This is a genomic window from Dactylosporangium fulvum, from assembly GCF_025137375.1.
GTDB classification, from domain to species: Bacteria; Actinomycetota; Actinomycetes; order Mycobacteriales; family Micromonosporaceae; genus Dactylosporangium; species Dactylosporangium fulvum.
In genome coordinates this window covers 1,214,542-1,230,199 of the sequence record NZ_CP073720.1, presented here as the reverse complement: position 1 = coordinate 1,230,199, position 15,658 = coordinate 1,214,542, and the positions used below count along the sequence as shown (strand labels likewise).

The following is a 15,658-nucleotide window of genomic DNA, read 5'->3' as shown; positions in this document are numbered from 1 at the left end:
CCTAGCGCTCCCGACCGGCAAGACCAGGAAGCGAGTACCGTTGTGGAATGCCCGCAGACATCCCGTTCGGCTTCGGTCCGCCCGGCGGCGACGTGCCGGATCCCAATGATCCGCGCCAGATGCAGCAGTTCCTGAGCCAGCTGCAGCAGCTGTTCGCCACGCCCGGCGGTGGCCCGGTCAACTGGGATCTGGCCCGCCAGCTGGCACAGGCCCACCTCACCGGCGGCGGCCCGGCCGCCGGCATGGCGCAGTTCCCGGTGGGTTTCGCGATGCCCGGCACCCCGGTGCCGACCGCCGAGGCAGACACTGACGCGACCAAGCCCGTCGGCGACCCCGCGGTGACCGCGGTCGAGCGCGCGGCGGTCATCGAGGCGCTGCGCATCGCCGACCTGTGGCTCGAACCGGAGTCGGCGCTGCCCTCGGGCGTGCGCTCGACGTCCGCGTGGAGCCGCGGCGAGTGGCTCAACCAGACGCTGCCGGTCTGGAAGAAGCTGTGCGACCCGGTCGCGGCCCGCATGGTCTCCGCGATGACCGAGCTCGTGCCCGAGGAGATGCGCGCCCAGATGGGCCCGATGACCTCGATGGTGGCGTCCCTGGGCGGCGCGCTGCTCGGCGGCCAGCTGGGCACGGCGCTCGGCTCGCTCGCCGCCGAGGTGCTCTCCGCCGGCGACATCGGTCTCCCCCTCGGCCCCGCCGGCACGGCCACGCTGGTCCCCGCCAACATCGCCGAATACGGCAAGGGCCTGGAGATCCCCGACGACCAGGTCCGGCTCTACGTCGCACTGCGCGAGGCGGCCCACCAGCGGCTGTTCGGCCACGTGCCGTGGCTGCGCGGTCACGTCTTCGCGGCCGTCGAGGCGTATGCGGCCGGCATCCACGTCGACCGCGAGGCGATCGAGGAGGCGATGAGCCGGCTCGACCCGACGACACTCGGCAGCGACCCGCAGGAGCTGGTGCTCGAGGGCATCTTCACGCCCGAGGACACGCCGCAGCAGCGGGCCGCGCTCGCCCGGCTGGAGACCGCCCTGGCACTCGTCGAGGGCTGGGTCTGCCACGTCGTCGACCGGGCCGCCGGTGACCGGTTGCCCGACGTGGTCCGGCTGTCGGAGGCCTTCCGCCGCCGCCGCGCCGCCGGCGGCCCCGCGGAGCAGACGTTCGCCGCGCTGGTCGGCCTGGAGCTGCGGCCGCGCCGCCTCCGTGAGGCCACCGCGCTGTGGAACGCGCTGACCGAGCACCGGGGCATCAGCGGCCGCGACGCCCTCTGGGGCCACCCCGACCTGCTGCCCGACGAAGAGGCCTTCGCCGATCCGGACATGTTCGCCCGGACCCAGCTGGACCTCGGCGATCTCGGGTTCAACGACGAGACCGGCCCGGACAAGCCGACCGACCCTAGCTGAGCAGCGAGCGCGTCGCCTCCCAGCCGTCGAGGCCGGGATCGAGGCGGCGCAGGTCGTGCGGCCCGCGGAGGCGGTGCCAGCCCGGCGCCGACACCACCATCGTCGGCTCCGGGGCGGCCCGGCGGGCCGTCGCGACGTCGCCGGCCTCGGCGTCCAGCTCGGGCAGCCACTCGGGCACCGGCAGCCGCGCGGCCGCGCCGAGCAGCCCGCCGTCGTGGGCCGGCGCGACCGCCAGCGCACGGGTCGACAGCGGGCGGATGAGCTTGCCGATCAACATGGCGGGGAGGTCGGGCGCATCAGCCAGCACGACCGCCGCTCTGTCGTGACCGTCGAGGGCGGCGGCGTGCAGAGCGGCCCGGATGGTGGGCGTCTCGACCTGGTAGATCCTCGTCGACGGCCAGGCGATCTTGGCCGCCAGTGGCAGGTCGGGCTCGGTCGCGGCGATCGCGGGCTGGATCTGCGGCAGCGGCGCGAGCAGGTCGACCACGTCCTCGGCCAGGGCCGCACGCCACGCCTCCGGGTCGGCACCCGGAGGCGACCAGGCCACGGGGGCCAGGAGCGCGATGACCACCGCCACTGTCATTCGGTGATCCCGAGACCGGCTGCCGCTGACACCCCCTCAAGATACCCCCGGGCCCGTTCGGACTTCGGGTAGCGGGCGACCAGCGCCCAGAACGCGCTGCTGTGGCTCGGGATCACCAGGTGCGACAGCTCGTGCAGCAGTACGTAGTCGATGACCCAGTCGGGCATCTCCTGCACGCGGTGAGAAATGCGGATGGTACCGTCTGCCGGCGTGCAAGATCCCCAGCGTCCGTTCTGGTTCTGCACCCAGCGAACGCTGGCCGGACGGGAGGCCGCCGGGTGGTCGGGCAGATATCGGGCGGCCAGCCGCTGCGCGCGGGTGGTCAGCTCGACGTCGGTGCGGCGGGCGCGCTGCTCACGGGCGGCGAGGCGCTCCAGCATTCGATCGACCCACTCGCGCTCTTCCGCACGGGAGAACTGCGCGGGGATCAGCACGACGACCCGCTCACCATCGCGGTAGGCAGACACCGTGCGTCGGCGGCGCTTGCTGCGCCGCACCTCGATGACCGGCTTCCGTGTCATGCCGGCCCCATCCGGGTACCGCTCACGGAGGAACGCTAGCCGTAGGCGGCCATGCCTTCGCAAGGCCCAATCTCTCGGAGCGGGTCCGTAAGTCACCCATTCGTGGGGTTCCGCCGGAAAGATTCCACCGGTCGTCGGGCTTGTTGACAGCCGCTCGGGGCATTTCATCCACCGCTACCCACAGGGTTACCCACACAGTTATCCCCAGGCTGTGCATAGTGTGTACCGTGCGGTTGGAGGAAGATCTTCCGATTACGCTCGGCGTGTCCCGTGTAACCGCACTTTCCCCGAGTGTCCGACAAGGCACACTCACCACGTTGGCCTAGCTGGTCAGCACCGGTGCGCGCCGCGTGCCGGACGAGATGAGGAGGGCATCGTGGCCGAGACCTACAACGGCTACTGCGTCAAGTGCAAGGAGAAGCGAGACTTCGAGGGCGAGATCGCGATCTCGAAGACCGGCATGAAGATGGCCAAGGGCGCCTGCCCGGTCTGCGGCACGACGGTCAACCGGATCCTCGGCAAGGCCTGACAAGCACTCAGCGGCTTCGGGGGGAGGCTGGCCGGCGTTTCACCGGTCCAGCCAGCTCTGTCCGGCCCGGCAGGAATCAGGGGGTTGTACGGGCCGAGGCTCGGTGGCGTGTTCCTGGTGGCCCTGGTGTGGCTGCGTGGACCGCCCGTGGGGGGAACAACGGGGGTCGAACCGGGGACGGCAGTTCGCCGAATCACGGCATGCCGGCTTGGACCACGACGGCCGCCCGGTGGTTCATCGCCTCGCAACGCGGGCTGCAGCCGCTCGATACGGCCGCCGCCTGGAACTGCGACCAACCGGCCGTGCCCTGCCATGTCGCCGGCCGGCCTGATCAGTGTGAACGGCCCCGTTCCGTCAAGGCTTGACAAGGCCGTCCCGGGTCCTGCAGTGGCGTCCGCCACAGCCTGATCCAGCGCGCCCACGGTCCACTTGAGGGGGGCCGCTCCGTTCCCGTCCAACGGCGCGGCCAACCCGGCCGCTGGGGCGCCGAGCGCAGGCAACCGCCCTGGCCACGACCAACCCGGCCGCCGGGGCGACGGGTGCGGGCAACCGCCCGGACCACGACCAACCCGACCGATGGGGCCGATGGGCGCAGGGCAACCACCCAGGCCCTGACCAGCGCCGGACCACTGCGTGCCGGTCATGTCCAGCGTCTCGAGACCGGCGGCTCCGGCCCGCTGCCCGGCTGCGGCCGACCCAGACCCCAAGCCGGGCGGCTGCGCAGCAAAGCCGCACCAGAACACAACTCGACCCGCACGTTCTGCGGCTTTTACACAGTTCACTGTGGATAACTCGGTGAATTACTGTGGATAACCCCGGAAGACAGTGGACAGGCCTGTGGACAACCGACCCGGGCAAGGGCCGCCTTCTGGCAGGCTCGCCGCCATGCGACCGACGCTACTGCCCAACCTGCGACGCCTCTGGCGCGACGAGCGCACGGTCCAGCTCGGCACCGATCCCGCCACCGCGGTCATCCTCGAGCTCCGTCAGCCCGAGCTGGCACGTGTCCTCGACCTGCTCGACGGCTCGCACACCGAGCGGGCCCTGCGCACCGCGGCGGACGCGCTCGGGCTGGACGAGTGCGACGTTTTCGACCTCGTCCACACCCTGCAGGCGGCCGGCCTCGTCGTGGGTGCGCACGCGCTCGTCCCCGCCGGGCTCCCGGCGAAGGCGCACCGCCTCCTCAGCGTCGAGGCGGCGGCGATCGGGCTCAGGCTGCGCACCCAGCCCGGCGGCAGCGCACGACGCAGCCCGGCCGACGTGCTGCGGCGGCGGCATGCGGCCAAGGTCGTCGTCGCCGGTGACGGGCCGCTGGTCGCCCCGCTGGCGGCCGTGCTGGCCGCGGCCGGGGTCGGACACGTGGACCCGGCCGTCGACGGCGTCACGGCCGCGCCAGACGTGCTGGTCGGCGGGCTGAGCAGCGAAGACGTCGACTGCTCGCGGGCGATCGCCACCGCTACGGCGATCGCCCGGTTCGCGCCGAACACCGAAGTCTCGACAGTGCGGGCCGATGCCGTCGACTTCGTGGTGCGCGTCGGCGACCGCCAGCCGTCGGCCCTGGCGAAGCGGGGTGTCCGGCTCAGCACGCTGCCCCGGCTCGACGTGACCGTGCGCCTCGGGACCGTTCTGGTCGGCCCGCTGGTCCGGCCGACCGGCTCGCCCTGCCGGCGCTGCCTCGACCTGCACCGGCGCGATCGCGACCCGGCGTGGCCCGTGCTCGCCGCGCAGCTGGCCACCACGCCGGTCCGCGACGGGGAGCCATGTGCCTCGACGACCGCCCTCGCCGGGGCCGCGTTCGCCGCCGACGAGGTGCTGGCGTTCCTCGACGGGACCGCCCCGCGCACCGAGGCGGCGATCGTGGAAATTCCGCGTGCCGGCGAGTTTCGGCGCCGAGAATGGGCGCCGCATCCACGCTGTGACTGCCGTCGCCGTCGTCGGAGCGCCTCGACCGGGTAAGAATGACTTGTGACCGAGATCCCTAGGGGCGCAGTCGCCCGCACCGCACGGCTGGCGTCACTCCCCCTGGGGCTCGCCGGCCGTGCCGCGCTCGGCCTCGGCAAGCGCGTCACCGGCATGGCCGCCGACGTGGTTTCCGCCGATGTCCAGCGTCGCACCGCCGAGCACCTGTTCAGCGTGCTCGGGCAGCTCAAGGGCGGTGCCATGAAGATGGGGCAGGCGCTGTCCGTCTTCGAGGCAGCGTTGCCGGAGGAGCTCGCGGGGCCATATCGAGCCGCTCTGACCAAGTTGCAGGAGGCCGCACCGCCGCTGCCTGCCGCCAGCGTCCACAAGGTCCTGTCCGAGTCGCTCGGCAAGGACTGGCGTGACCTGTTCTCCGAGTTCGACGACAAGCCGGCCGCCGCGGCGAGCATCGGCCAGGTCCACCGCGCCGTGTGGGCCGACGGCCGGCCGGTGGCGGTCAAGGTGCAATACCCGGGGGCGGGCGACGCCCTGCGCGCAGACCTCAACCAGATGGCCCGCTTCGCCGGGCTGTTCAAGGCCATCCAGCCCGGCCTCGACGTGAAGCCGCTCGTCCAGGAGATCCGCGACCGGGTCACCGAGGAACTCGACTACGAGCTGGAGGCCCGCTCGCAGACCGCCTTCGCGGCGGCGTTCGCCGGCGACCCCGACATCTTCGTGCCCGAGGTGCTCATCTCGTCGCCGCGAGTGCTGGTGACGGAGTGGGTCGACGGCACGCCACTGTCGACGATCATCGCCTCGGGCACCGAGGAGGAGCGGGACCACGCCGGCGGCCTGATGGCGCTGCTGCACTTCTCCGCGCCGGCGCGGGCCGAACTGCTGCACGCCGACCCCCATCCGGGAAACTTCCGCGTGCTGCCCGACGGCAGGCTCGGCGTCCTCGACTTCGGTGCGGTCGCACGGCTGCCCGGCGGGCACCCCGAGATCATCGGCCGGCTGACCCGGCTGACCCTGTCCGGCGATGCCCAGGCGGTGCTCGAGGGCCTGCAGGGCGAGGGCTTCCTGAAGAACGGCGGCGATATCGACGCCGAGGCGGTGCTGGCCTACATCAGGCCGATGCTGGATCCGATCGCCGAGCCGGAGTTCCGCTTCACGCGGGCCTGGCTGCGGGCCGAGGCGGGCCGGCTGGCCAACCCGAAGAGCCCGGCCTATACGTTGAGCCGCCAGCTCAACCTCCCACCGTCGTACATGCTGACGCACCGGGTCACGCTCGGCTCGATCGGCGTGCTGTGTCAGCTGGAGGCGAAGGCGCAGTACCGTGCGATCCTCGAGCGCTGGCTGCCGGGCTTCGCCGAGCCGGGCACCGAGCCCGAGCCGACGAGGAAGATCTCCACGGTGGCGAAGCCGCCGAAGCAGCCGCGCCGGCGCAAGGCCGCCGACGACGCAGCCTGACGACAGGCGTAAGGAAGGCGGGCCCTCCCCAGACCGGGGAAGGGCCCGCCGTGTTTGTAGGAACCGGAATCAGTGTCGGCTCAGCAGACGCTCCTGCTCGCGCCGGGCGCGCATGGCGATCTGACGGGCGGACGGGTGAGCCTCAGCGTGCTGGACAGCCTGAGGCCGACGCATTCGCGCACGTGATAGTGCTTCGTGGAGAAGTTGCAAGGACATGACGATGCTCCTGGGTCGGTTGGTGCGAAGGTCGGTGTGATGGAGCCGGGTCGGCCGCGTGTTCCGCAGACCTCGGCTGGCTGGCAACAGATGTGCGTTCATGTCAGGCCGCCACTCCCGCGGTCACAGCCGCGGTACGAGCAGCAACTTCGACCCGAAGGACGGCGTCGCGCGCGACGTCCTCCTTGCGCGGACGACCCCGCGGACGCTTCCGCGGGACCACAGCACCGCGCTCGAAGATCTCGCCACCCCAGACACCCCAGGGCTCGGCGCGCTCGATCGCGCCGGCAAGGCACTCGGCACGGAGCGGGCACTCCACGCAGAGCGACTTGGCCAGCTCGAGCTCGGCCGGCGAGTCAGCGAACCACAGGTCCGGGTCGAAGGTGCGGCACGGCAGGTCGGACTTGACGCCTCGCGCAGCGACGCGGAGACGCTCGTCCGAGGCCGACTCGACACTCACGTCGATCGATGCCAAGGCCAGGCTCATCCCGGTCACCCCTTTCTGTTTGTCGATCGTTTGGTGTGATCGTCGGTGTAAATGAATGAGGCCGCGGATCCCGGTGTCGGGTTCCGCGGCCTCGAGGTGAGCCGGAGACGGTCTTTTTAGACCGGCCTGCCTCGAGGTGGTATGCCGCGGACTCCGCCATTAGGCTTCGGAGCCGTCATGTCGTGCTTGGCGCTGAATCCACTGGTCCCCTGAACCTGGATTCCACGCCCGCCGAGCTGAGCCAGTAGCTGCGCATCCGCAGCCCCGCGCTCCGCGTCGACCATGTCGCCGCCCAGTCCGTCGATCCGAACCGCCCCGCCGACCCGGACCGACCTGGTAGCCAGCGCCGCAACGGATGCCGACGGAATCAGGGCGGAGACGGGAACAAGGGAGGCAACGGCCGGGACCGAGGCCTGAACCGGGACGACCACCGCAACCGGGGTCTGCTCGACGGCGACGCCGCCAAGGGCAGACTCATGCCACGGAGCCGGGACCGACTGCGGCGCGACACGGCGCGCCGACACGGTCAATGACGGGCAGACAGCCAGCAGCGCCGATTGACGCTCTCTGTTCAGATAGAGCTTCACCGGGGCCACCTACTTTCTGCGCTCGTCACGTGTCGACCGCCGGTCCTCCGGCGTCGTGTTCGCAGGCTATGCCGTCCCTCGACGGTAGGGCAATCGAATTTCCGGAGAAAGTCCTTGTCTTTTTCTAGCCATCGACTTCTGCAAGATCTTCGACTGTCGCACCGCCCACCAGCGCGAGGACGTCGTCGCCGTAGAGGCCGAGCTTGCGTGGTCCGATGCCCGCGATGACGGCCAGTTCCTCGCGCCGGGCGGGGCGCCGCTCGGCGATCGCGGCGAGGGTGACGTCGGTGAAAATCACGAACGGGGGAACCTTCTGGACCCCTGCCAGGCGGGCACGCCAGTCGACCAGCCGGCCCAGCAGCTCCTCGTCGAGATCCGACGGACAGGTCGAGCAGCGGCCGAGCTTGCGGTCGACGCCGTTGACGAGCCCGGTGCCGCAGACGCGGCAGGAGACCGCCATGACCCGCTTCACCCGGCCGGCCACCGCGCCCTTGGGTGCGGGTGCCGCCGGGCGGGACGGGTCGAGCGCGGGCAGAAAGCGACATGGCCGCCGGACGCGGCCGCCGGGTGAGCGGGCCGCCGCATACGACAACCAGAGCGTGTGCCGCGCTCGGGTCACCCCCACGTAGAGCAGCCGCCGCTCCTCCTCCACCGCGTCGGGTGTGCGGGCGTGGATGACCGGCAGCGTGCCCTCGGCGAGGCCGACGAGGAACACCGCGTCCCACTCCAGGCCCTTGGCCGAGTGCAGCGACGACAGTGTCACCCCGTCGACGGTCGGCACGTGCTGGAGGGCGGCCCGCCGCGACAACTCCTCGGTGAACTCCTCGAGACTGTGTCCCGGCATGCCCTCGGCGAGCGCGACGAGCGCGGCCACCGCCTCCCACCGCTCACGCATCGCCCCGCCGGCCGGCGCCGCGTCGGGCCGCCATCCGACGCCCTCCAGGGCGTGGACGACAACGTCGACAAGCGCGGTCTCCCGGCCGGGCGCCGTCCGTGTCGCCGCGCGGAGCGCGACCATCGCCTGGCGGATCTCGGCCCGGTCGAAGAACCGCTCGGCGTCGTGCACCACATACGGCACGCCCGCCTCGGCGAGCGCCTCTTGATACACCTCCGACTGGGCGTTGACGCGGAACAGCACCGCGATCTCGCGCGGTGGCGTGCCGGCGGCAATGAGGTCGGCGCACCGGGCCGCCACGGCCGCGGCCTCCTCCGGCTCGTCGGCGAACACCCGCACGGTCGGCTCGGGGCCGGGCTTGCGCTGCCCGACCAGCTCCAGGCGCAGTTTCGCCAGATCACCGCGAGCCCGCGAGATGACCGCGTTGGCGAGGCCGACGACCTGCGGGGTGGAGCGGTAGTCCCGCACCAGCCGGACCACCCTGGCGTCCGGGTGGCGGCGCTTGAAGTCGACCAGGTATGCCGCGCTGGCCCCGGTGAACGAGTAGATCGTCTGACTGGCGTCGCCGACCACGGTCACGTCGTCGCGGTCACCGAGCCACGCGTCGAGCAGGCGCTGCTGCATCGGGTTGACGTCCTGGTACTCGTCGACGACGAAGTGCCGGTACTGCGAGCGGATCTGCGCCGCGACGTCCTCGTGCTCCTCGAGCGCCCAGATCGCGGCGCGGATCATGTCCTCGAAGTCGATGACGCCCTGGGCCCGCTTGATCCGCTCATAGTGCGCATACACCTGGCCGACCTTCGCCGCGTCGAACGGCGGCTCGCGCAGCGCCTTGGCCGCGGTGACGGCGTAGTCGTCGGGCTCGACGAGTGACGCCTTGGCCCACTCGATCTCACTGGCGAGGTCACGCGCGGCGGCACGGTCGGTCTTCAGCCCGGCGCGGGTCGCGGCCAGGCCGACCAGCCGGGCCTTGCTGTCGAGCAGCTCGGGCATCTCGCGGCCGTTGAAGAGTCGGGGTGCGAAATACCGCACCTGGCGCAGCGCGGCGGAGTGGAACGTGCGGGCCTGCACACCGTCCGCGCCGAGCTGGCCGAGGCGGGCGCGCATCTCGGCGGCGGCGCGCGCGGTGAACGTGACGGCGAGGACGTGCCTGGCACGAACCGCACCGGAACGGACACGGTGGGCGATGCGGTGCGTGATCGCCCGCGTCTTTCCGGTGCCGGCGCCGGCCAGGATGCACAGCGGCCCGGCGGGCGCCGTCACCGCCGACGCCTGCTCCGGGTCGAGCCCCGCCAAGATGTCTGAGGAATCCGCCACAACCCGGCATCATCTCAGCCGGGTACGACGTTATCGCGAGCGCAACGTCGTGACGCCAACCCGCCGGGAGGAACAAAGCTCATGATCACCATGTATTCGACCACGTGGTGCGGGTACTGCCACCGACTCAAGTCGCAGTTCGACCGCGAGGGCATCCAGTACCAGGTGGTGGACATCGAGCGGGAGTCCGAGGCGGCCAAGTACGTCGAGAGCGTCAACGGCGGCAACCAGACGGTCCCGACGGTGCGCTTCGACGACGGCACCGCCATGACCAACCCGACGATCGTCCAGGTGAAGGCCAAACTCGCCGAAGCAGTCCGTAGCTGACCCTTCACGAAGCGGCGTCAACTCGCTACGGTGGCTGGCAGGGACACCTGGGGAGGCCCCCACCATGCGGGTTGCACGCGACTTCGCCGTCGGCGGTCCCCGGCCGCACCACGCGCCCGAGCGGCCGCGGGTGGCCGATCCGGACCGCCGGCGGCGCATCGCGGACTATCTGTCCGGCGGCACCACGATCAGCCGTGGCCACGGCCCCGACGTGCTGCACACCGACGGCGTGTGGCTGTGGCCCGAGCTGTTCGTCACCGAGATCCTCCAGCGCGGGCTCGCGCCGGAGCCGGATCTTCTCGTCTACATGCACGCCCGGAGTTTCCGCGCGCCCGCGCCACCGCCCGACACACGGCTGACCGAGGACGCGCTCGCCGCTTGGCGATCGGGGCCGCCGCCCCGGCCGCGGCTGCTCATCACGTACTTCGTCCGCGTCGACGACGAATCGACGCCGGACGCGCCGCTGTCCCTGCTGCGCAGGACGGTCACTCCGGCGGGGGACGTGACCGAGGAGGCCCTCTGGCGGGACATGGCGTGGCATCCGACCAACGCCTTGTCCGTACCGAAGATCGACTACGACATCCGCGAGGTGACCTCGGCACACGCGGCCGGCGTGCTCGACACCTGGTGCACCAGGTGGCACGCGGCCGCGCTCAACCGAGCCACGACGTGATCAGGTAGTGCGCGATGGACGCGGGGAACGGCAGCCCGAAGTCCCGAGACCGGCCCTCCAGCACCGCGGCGATCTCCGTGCGCGTGAACCACCGGGCCTCGAGGATCTCCTCGTTGTCGGCGTGCACCTCGGCACCGACCGGCGCCGTGGCGTGGAAGCCGAGCATGAGCGAGCCGGGGAACGGCCAGGGCTGGCTCGCGGCATACCGGATGTCGCCGACCCGCACGCCGACCTCTTCGAGGACCTCACGGGCGACCGCCATCTCGGCGGACTCCCCCGGTTCCACGAAGCCCGCCAGGGTCGAGTACCGCCGGATGCCGCCGACGTTGACCCATTGCACGTTGCTGCCGAGCAGGCAACGACCCTCCGGCCCCTCGACGCCGTCGTGGACCAGCATGATCACCGCCGGGTCCGTGCGCGGCCACAGCGTCTCGGTGCCGTCCTCGGTCGTCCGCACCCAGCCGCCCTGCGCGGGTGTGGTCAGCTTGCCGCTCAGCGGGCTGTACGGATGGCGGGAGTGCCAGTTGGCCAGCGCGACCGCGGAGATGAAGAGCCCGGCCGGCAGGTCGGGCAGCGAGTGGCCGACCTGCCGCAGGTCGACCCGGCGCGTGCCGGGCATCGGCGAGACGTCGGCGGCCACCGCGAAATACACCGTGCCGTCGGGCTCCTCGCCCAGGAAGAACCGCTCGCCCTGCGGTGCCTCGGCGGGGCCGATCAGCACGAGCTCCGGCGGGTTGCCGGGGTGGACCAGCACGTGGCCGTCGTCGACCACGACGACGCGCGCCCGCGACCACGCTTCGGACAACCAGGCGGCATCGGTACGGCGATGTGCCGCCCGGTCCAGCGTGCCGCGCGCGAGCGGCGGGCCGGACCGGGCAGGCTCCACCGACGTCATGAAGCCGCTCGGGTCACGGCGGTCAGGGCGCTGAGCGGCGTTTCGATCTGCTCGGCATCACCGAGCACCACGGCGGCGGCCTTCGCCGGCGCGAGGTACTCCGTCGCCGCCGCGGCCACCTCGTCCCGGCTGACCCGGGCCAGCTTGGCGGCGTGCTCGGCCAGGTAGTCCAGCCGCAGCCCGAAACCCGCATACGTCGAGACCAGGCCGGCCAGGCCCGCCTGCGTCGACATGCCCAGCTGAAGGGTGCCCAGCGCATACTGCCGTGCCTGCTCCAGCTCGTCCTCCTTCGGCGGGAGGCTCGCGAGGCGGCCCAGCTCGTACAACGTCTCGAGCAGCGCCGGCCCGGTCACCTCCGTCGCCACCTCGGCCGCGACGACCAGGGCGGAGCCGGCGACGGCGTGCTCGACGAGCGAGTGCGGCCCGTACGTGTACCCCTTGTCCTCGCGGATGTTCTCCACCCAGCGGGACGAGAAGTAGCCGCCGAAGACCAGGTTGGCCAGCTGCAGCGCGGCGTGGTCCGGGTGCCTGCGGGACACCGCCGGCAGCGCCAGGCGCAGCGACGACTGCACCGAGCCGGGACGGTCGACCAGCGTCAGCGGCCCCGGCTTGAGCGACGGCGCCGGTGGCAGCTCGATCTCGCTGCCGCCGCCGTCCCACTTCGACAGCATGCGCTCGGCGGCGGCGATCGCCTTCTCCGGCGCGATGTCACCGACGATGACCAGCGTCGCGCCGGCCGGGTGGAGCCGATCGGCGTGCAGGGTGCGCAGACCGGCCGGGGTGACCGCCTCCACCTGCTCCGGCGTGGGCGTCTGGACGGCATACGGGTGCTTGCCGTACATCCGCTTGAGCAGCGCGACCCGGGCGAGGTGGCTCGGCTGGGTCTGCGCCACCCGGATCCGGTCCACCAGGCGCGCACGCTCGGTGCCCACCTCGTCGGCCGGGTAGCTGGCGTCGGTGAGCACCTCGGCGAGGATGTCGAGCAGCCGGTCGAGCCCGCCGACGAGCGCGTTGCCGGAGATGAGCAGCCGGTCGGGGTCGGCGCCCGCAGACAGGCCGCCGCCGACCTTCTGCAGCTCGGCGGCGATGTCCACGGTCGACATCGTCGACGTGCCGGACAGCACCGTCTGGGTGAGCATCGCGGCCCGGGCCAGGTTCGCCTTGGCGAACGGCACCCGCAGCCGGATCTCCACCAGCGGCACCGACGAGCGGCGCAGCGCGATGACGGTCAGCCCGTTGTCGAGCGTCTGCTCGACGGTCTTGGGCAGCTTCAGCGGGCGGTTGGGCCCGAGCACCGGAAGGGTCCGGACGGGGGTTGCGACAGTCACTTGGCTCCTCCGGGGATGACCTCGACCGCGGCGCGGCGGGACGGGACCAGCTCGGCCGCGGCGGCGACGATCTGCTCCTCGGTCACCTCACCGATCAGTGTGTGCAGCTGGTTGAGCAGCTCCGGCTCGCCGCGCTGCTGCTCGAGGACGGCCATCTGCAGGGCGCGGCCGAGCACCGCGTCGGTGTCGCGCAGCAGATGGGTGGCCATGCGGGCCTGGGTGCGGCTCAGCTCGTCGGGCGCGAGCCCGTCGGTGGCGATCCGCGCGGACTCCTCCTCGATGCTGCGCAGCACCTTGTCGATGTCGCCGCCCGGAGGGAGGTGGGCCTGGAGGATCAGGGCGGTGGGGTCGCGCACCGCGAACGGCTCGCCCATGAACCCGACGTAGCCGCCGACACTGGTGACCGAGCGGTCCCGCAGGACCAGGCGCTCGACGAGGCGGGACGCGTCGCCGTCGGTGAGCACCTCGGCCAGGACGACATAGGGGAGGTAGGCCCGCAGGTCATTGACCGGGTCCGGGATCCGCCACGCCGCCGCGACCGCCGGCAGGGGCGCCAGCCGGTCCTCGTAGGAGGAGCGGCGCTCCGCGGTCAGGTCGGGCTCGGCGAAGTCGGGGCGCACCGGGGCGGGTCGCGCGGGCACGTCACCGAAGTGCCGCTCGATCAACTCGGTCGCCGTCGCCACGTCGAAGTCGCCGGAGACCGCCAGAACGGCGTTGCCACAGGCGTAATAGCGGTCGAAGAAGTCGGCGGCGTCGGCGACGGTCGCGGATTCGAGGTCGTCGAACGACCCGTAGCCGTCGTGCGCGTTGGCGAACGTGTCGAACATGACCGGGGGCAGCCGCAGCCACGGGAACCCGCCATACGGCCGGTTCAGCACGTTGACCCGGATCTCCTCCTTGACCACGTCGACCTGGTTGCGGAGGTTCTCCTCCGTCAGGCGCGGCGACCGCATGCGGTCGGCCTCCAGGAAGAGTGCCCGCTCCAGCGCGTTGGACGGCAGCGTCTCGAAGTAGTCGGTGTAGTCGAAGTGCGTCGAGCCGTTGAACGTGCCGCCGGAGCCCTGCACGTGACGGAAGTGGGCCAGCTTCTCGAGGCTTTCCGAGCCCTGGAACATCAGGTGCTCGAACAGGTGCGCGAAGCCGGTGCGCCCTTCGGGCTCGGATCTGATGCCGACGTCGTAGACCACCGCCACGCCGACGACGGGGGCGGCACGGTCGGGAGTCAGCACCACCCGCAAGCCGTTGGGCAGGGTGAGGCGCTCGACAGGATACTTGGAAGCCGGGATCCGCACAGCGGCACTACGACGAGGCACGCACCGAATCTATCTGGTCCGGTTCCGTTCCGTCCCTCTCCATTCCTGTCGCGGAGGCGCGGATTCGGCGTTCGCCCCGCACCGCGTAGAGCGCGAGGACCACGATCACGGTGAAAAGCGGCAGGCTGAGCAGCCATCCGTGCTGGCCACGGGAGCGCGGCGGCGTCGGCGTGACCTGCGGCTCGGGCGACGGGCTCGCGCTGACGCTCGGCCGCGGGCTGGCCGACGGCGAGGGCGCCGGCAGATTCCTCGTCAGCGCCGGCACGAGGTCGAGACGGCCGAGCCCGTATTCGCGATCCGGACCCTTGGCGCCCGCGTCGACCGCGGTCAGGGTCAGCCGGCGCACGATCTCGGCGGCGGACAACCCCGGGTAGGCGGAGCGCACCAGCGCGACCGCCCCGGCCAGCAGGCCGACCGACGCACTGCCGTCGTCGACGCGATAGCCGCCGCCGCTGTTCGTGGTCATGATCTGGGCGCCGGGCACCCCGAAGCCCAGGCTCCGTCCGCTGTCGGACTGGACCCTGACGTCGCCGGCACGGTTCAGCGGTACCGCCGCCAGAACGCCGTCGTACGCGGCCGGATACGGCTCGAAGGCCCGGCTGGGCTGGTTGCCGTCGGAGGCGACCACGATGGCGTCCTGCTCCTGCGCGTCGCGGACCGCCTGCCGGAGCCGCTCACTCGCGCCGACGGAGTAGCCCACCACGATGATCTTCGCGCCGCGCCGGACGGCCAGGTCGATGCCCTCGGCGAGCTGGTCGGGGCCGACGCCGGCGTTCGGGTCGGGGATCGCCGGGCGGCCGATGACCACCGGCAGGATGCGCGCGCCGGGCGCGACGCCGATCACGCCGGCGCCGTGCACGTCGCCGCTGCGCTCGTCGGGGTGACCCTGGCCGGCGATGAGGCCGGCGAGGGCGGTGCCGTGGCCGTCGTCGTCGACACCGCTCGTGTTGGGCGTCTCGGTGACGAACACCGGGTCGAGGACGCTGCCGGCGAGGTCGGGATGGCTGCGGTCGACGCCGTTGTCGACGATCGCGACCGTCACCCCGTCGCCGCGGCTCTTCTGGTTGGCTTCGGCCACCTTGAGGTACTGGAGGTGCCACTGATCGTCACGAATGACGTCCGCGTTTGCGGGACTGCCGGCGCCGAGCACGACAACCGTCCCGAGGGCCACCGCGAGGGCCAGCGGCTGCTTCATGCGCGATAGCGTGCCGGATCGACGCA

15 protein-coding genes and 1 pseudogene are annotated in these 15,658 nt (G+C 71.8%); 6 read left to right on the top strand and 10 right to left on the bottom strand.

All coding sequences use genetic code 11. The features are described from left to right. The first annotated feature begins 47 nt into the window (after positions 1-47). The gene (locus Dfulv_RS05715; RefSeq protein WP_259861567.1) at positions 48-1,397 is read left to right on the top strand and encodes a zinc-dependent metalloprotease; all 1,350 of its coding nucleotides are present in this window, start codon (positions 48-50) and stop codon (positions 1,395-1,397) included. On the opposite strand, the gene Dfulv_RS05710 is transcribed toward Dfulv_RS05715, so the two are convergent. Both Dfulv_RS05710 and Dfulv_RS05705 read right to left on the bottom strand, forming a co-directional pair. Beyond that, positions 1,390-1,980, bottom strand: a complete 591-nt coding sequence (locus Dfulv_RS05710; protein ID WP_259861566.1) for a hypothetical protein — start codon at positions 1,978-1,980, stop codon at positions 1,390-1,392. The genes Dfulv_RS05715 and Dfulv_RS05710 overlap by 8 nt on opposite strands. Continuing rightward, complete coding sequence (locus tag Dfulv_RS05705; protein ID WP_259861564.1) at positions 1,977-2,501, bottom strand: M48 metallopeptidase family protein; 525 nt, start codon at positions 2,499-2,501, stop codon at positions 1,977-1,979. The genes Dfulv_RS05710 and Dfulv_RS05705 overlap by 4 nt, the downstream gene beginning before the upstream one ends. Before the next feature lie 373 nt (positions 2,502-2,874). Here Dfulv_RS05705 and Dfulv_RS05700 point away from each other — a divergent pair, with 373 nt between their 5' ends. The 3 genes from Dfulv_RS05700 to Dfulv_RS05690 all read left to right on the top strand — a co-directional run bounded on the left by Dfulv_RS05700 (position 2,875) and on the right by Dfulv_RS05690 (position 6,399). After that, positions 2,875-3,030, top strand: coding sequence for a DUF5679 domain-containing protein (locus tag Dfulv_RS05700; protein WP_425516560.1), 156 nt, complete (start codon positions 2,875-2,877; stop codon positions 3,028-3,030). An 885-nt stretch (positions 3,031-3,915) separates the two neighbouring features. Then, positions 3,916-4,986, top strand: a complete 1,071-nt coding sequence (locus Dfulv_RS05695; protein WP_259861563.1) for a TOMM precursor leader peptide-binding protein — start codon at positions 3,916-3,918, stop codon at positions 4,984-4,986. 9 nt (positions 4,987-4,995) lie between these two features. Next, positions 4,996-6,399, top strand: a complete 1,404-nt coding sequence (locus Dfulv_RS05690; protein WP_259861562.1) for an ABC1 kinase family protein — start codon at positions 4,996-4,998, stop codon at positions 6,397-6,399. 319 nt (positions 6,400-6,718) lie between these two features. Here the strand turns inward: Dfulv_RS05690 and Dfulv_RS05685 are convergent, their stop codons facing one another. The 4 genes and pseudogenes from Dfulv_RS05685 to Dfulv_RS05675 form a co-directional block, all read right to left on the bottom strand. Continuing rightward, positions 6,719-7,102 carry a WhiB family transcriptional regulator gene (locus Dfulv_RS05685; RefSeq protein WP_319805763.1) on the bottom strand — a complete coding sequence of 128 codons (384 nt, stop codon included), beginning with the start codon at positions 7,100-7,102 and terminating at the stop codon, positions 6,719-6,721. A 116-nt stretch (positions 7,103-7,218) separates the two neighbouring features. Next, on the bottom strand, positions 7,219-7,689 hold the full coding sequence (locus tag Dfulv_RS05680) for a hypothetical protein (RefSeq protein WP_259861561.1): 471 nt from the start codon (positions 7,687-7,689) through the stop codon (positions 7,219-7,221). Between the two features lie 124 nt (positions 7,690-7,813). Continuing rightward, the gene (locus tag Dfulv_RS48750) at positions 7,814-8,149 is read right to left on the bottom strand and encodes an HRDC domain-containing protein (protein WP_406567999.1); all 336 of its coding nucleotides are present in this window, start codon (positions 8,147-8,149) and stop codon (positions 7,814-7,816) included. A 59-nt stretch (positions 8,150-8,208) separates the two neighbouring features. Further along, positions 8,209-9,901, bottom strand: a pseudogene (locus Dfulv_RS05675) (ATP-dependent helicase); the annotation flags it as partial. Positions 9,902-9,982: 81 nt separating this feature from the next. On the opposite strand from Dfulv_RS05675, the gene Dfulv_RS05670 reads away from it, so the two are divergent. Continuing rightward, positions 9,983-10,228 (top strand): mycoredoxin, encoded by a 246-nt coding sequence (locus Dfulv_RS05670; RefSeq protein ID WP_259861559.1) that lies wholly within the window; start codon positions 9,983-9,985, stop codon positions 10,226-10,228. 64 nt (positions 10,229-10,292) lie between these two features. Next, positions 10,293-10,901 carry a hypothetical protein gene (locus Dfulv_RS05665; RefSeq protein WP_259861558.1) on the top strand — a complete coding sequence of 203 codons (609 nt, stop codon included), beginning with the start codon at positions 10,293-10,295 and terminating at the stop codon, positions 10,899-10,901. On the opposite strand, the gene nudC is transcribed toward Dfulv_RS05665, so the two are convergent. From nudC to Dfulv_RS05645, 4 genes are read right to left on the bottom strand one after another with little or no spacing between them, the layout of a single operon-like run. Beyond that, on the bottom strand, positions 10,882-11,796 hold the full coding sequence (gene nudC / locus Dfulv_RS05660) for an NAD(+) diphosphatase (protein ID WP_259861556.1): 915 nt from the start codon (positions 11,794-11,796) through the stop codon (positions 10,882-10,884). The two genes, Dfulv_RS05665 and nudC, sit on opposite strands and share 20 nt — an antisense overlap. Then, on the bottom strand, positions 11,793-13,124 hold the full coding sequence (locus tag Dfulv_RS05655; protein WP_259861555.1) for a M16 family metallopeptidase: 1,332 nt from the start codon (positions 13,122-13,124) through the stop codon (positions 11,793-11,795). Before Dfulv_RS05655 ends, nudC begins: the two co-directional genes overlap by 4 nt. Then, complete coding sequence (locus Dfulv_RS05650) at positions 13,121-14,416, bottom strand: M16 family metallopeptidase (protein WP_406567998.1); 1,296 nt, start codon at positions 14,414-14,416, stop codon at positions 13,121-13,123. The genes Dfulv_RS05655 and Dfulv_RS05650 overlap by 4 nt, the downstream gene beginning before the upstream one ends. Before the next feature lie 7 nt (positions 14,417-14,423). Beyond that, complete coding sequence (locus Dfulv_RS05645) at positions 14,424-15,632, bottom strand: S8 family serine peptidase (RefSeq protein ID WP_259861553.1); 1,209 nt, start codon at positions 15,630-15,632, stop codon at positions 14,424-14,426. Positions 15,633-15,658: the final 26 nt, after the last annotated feature.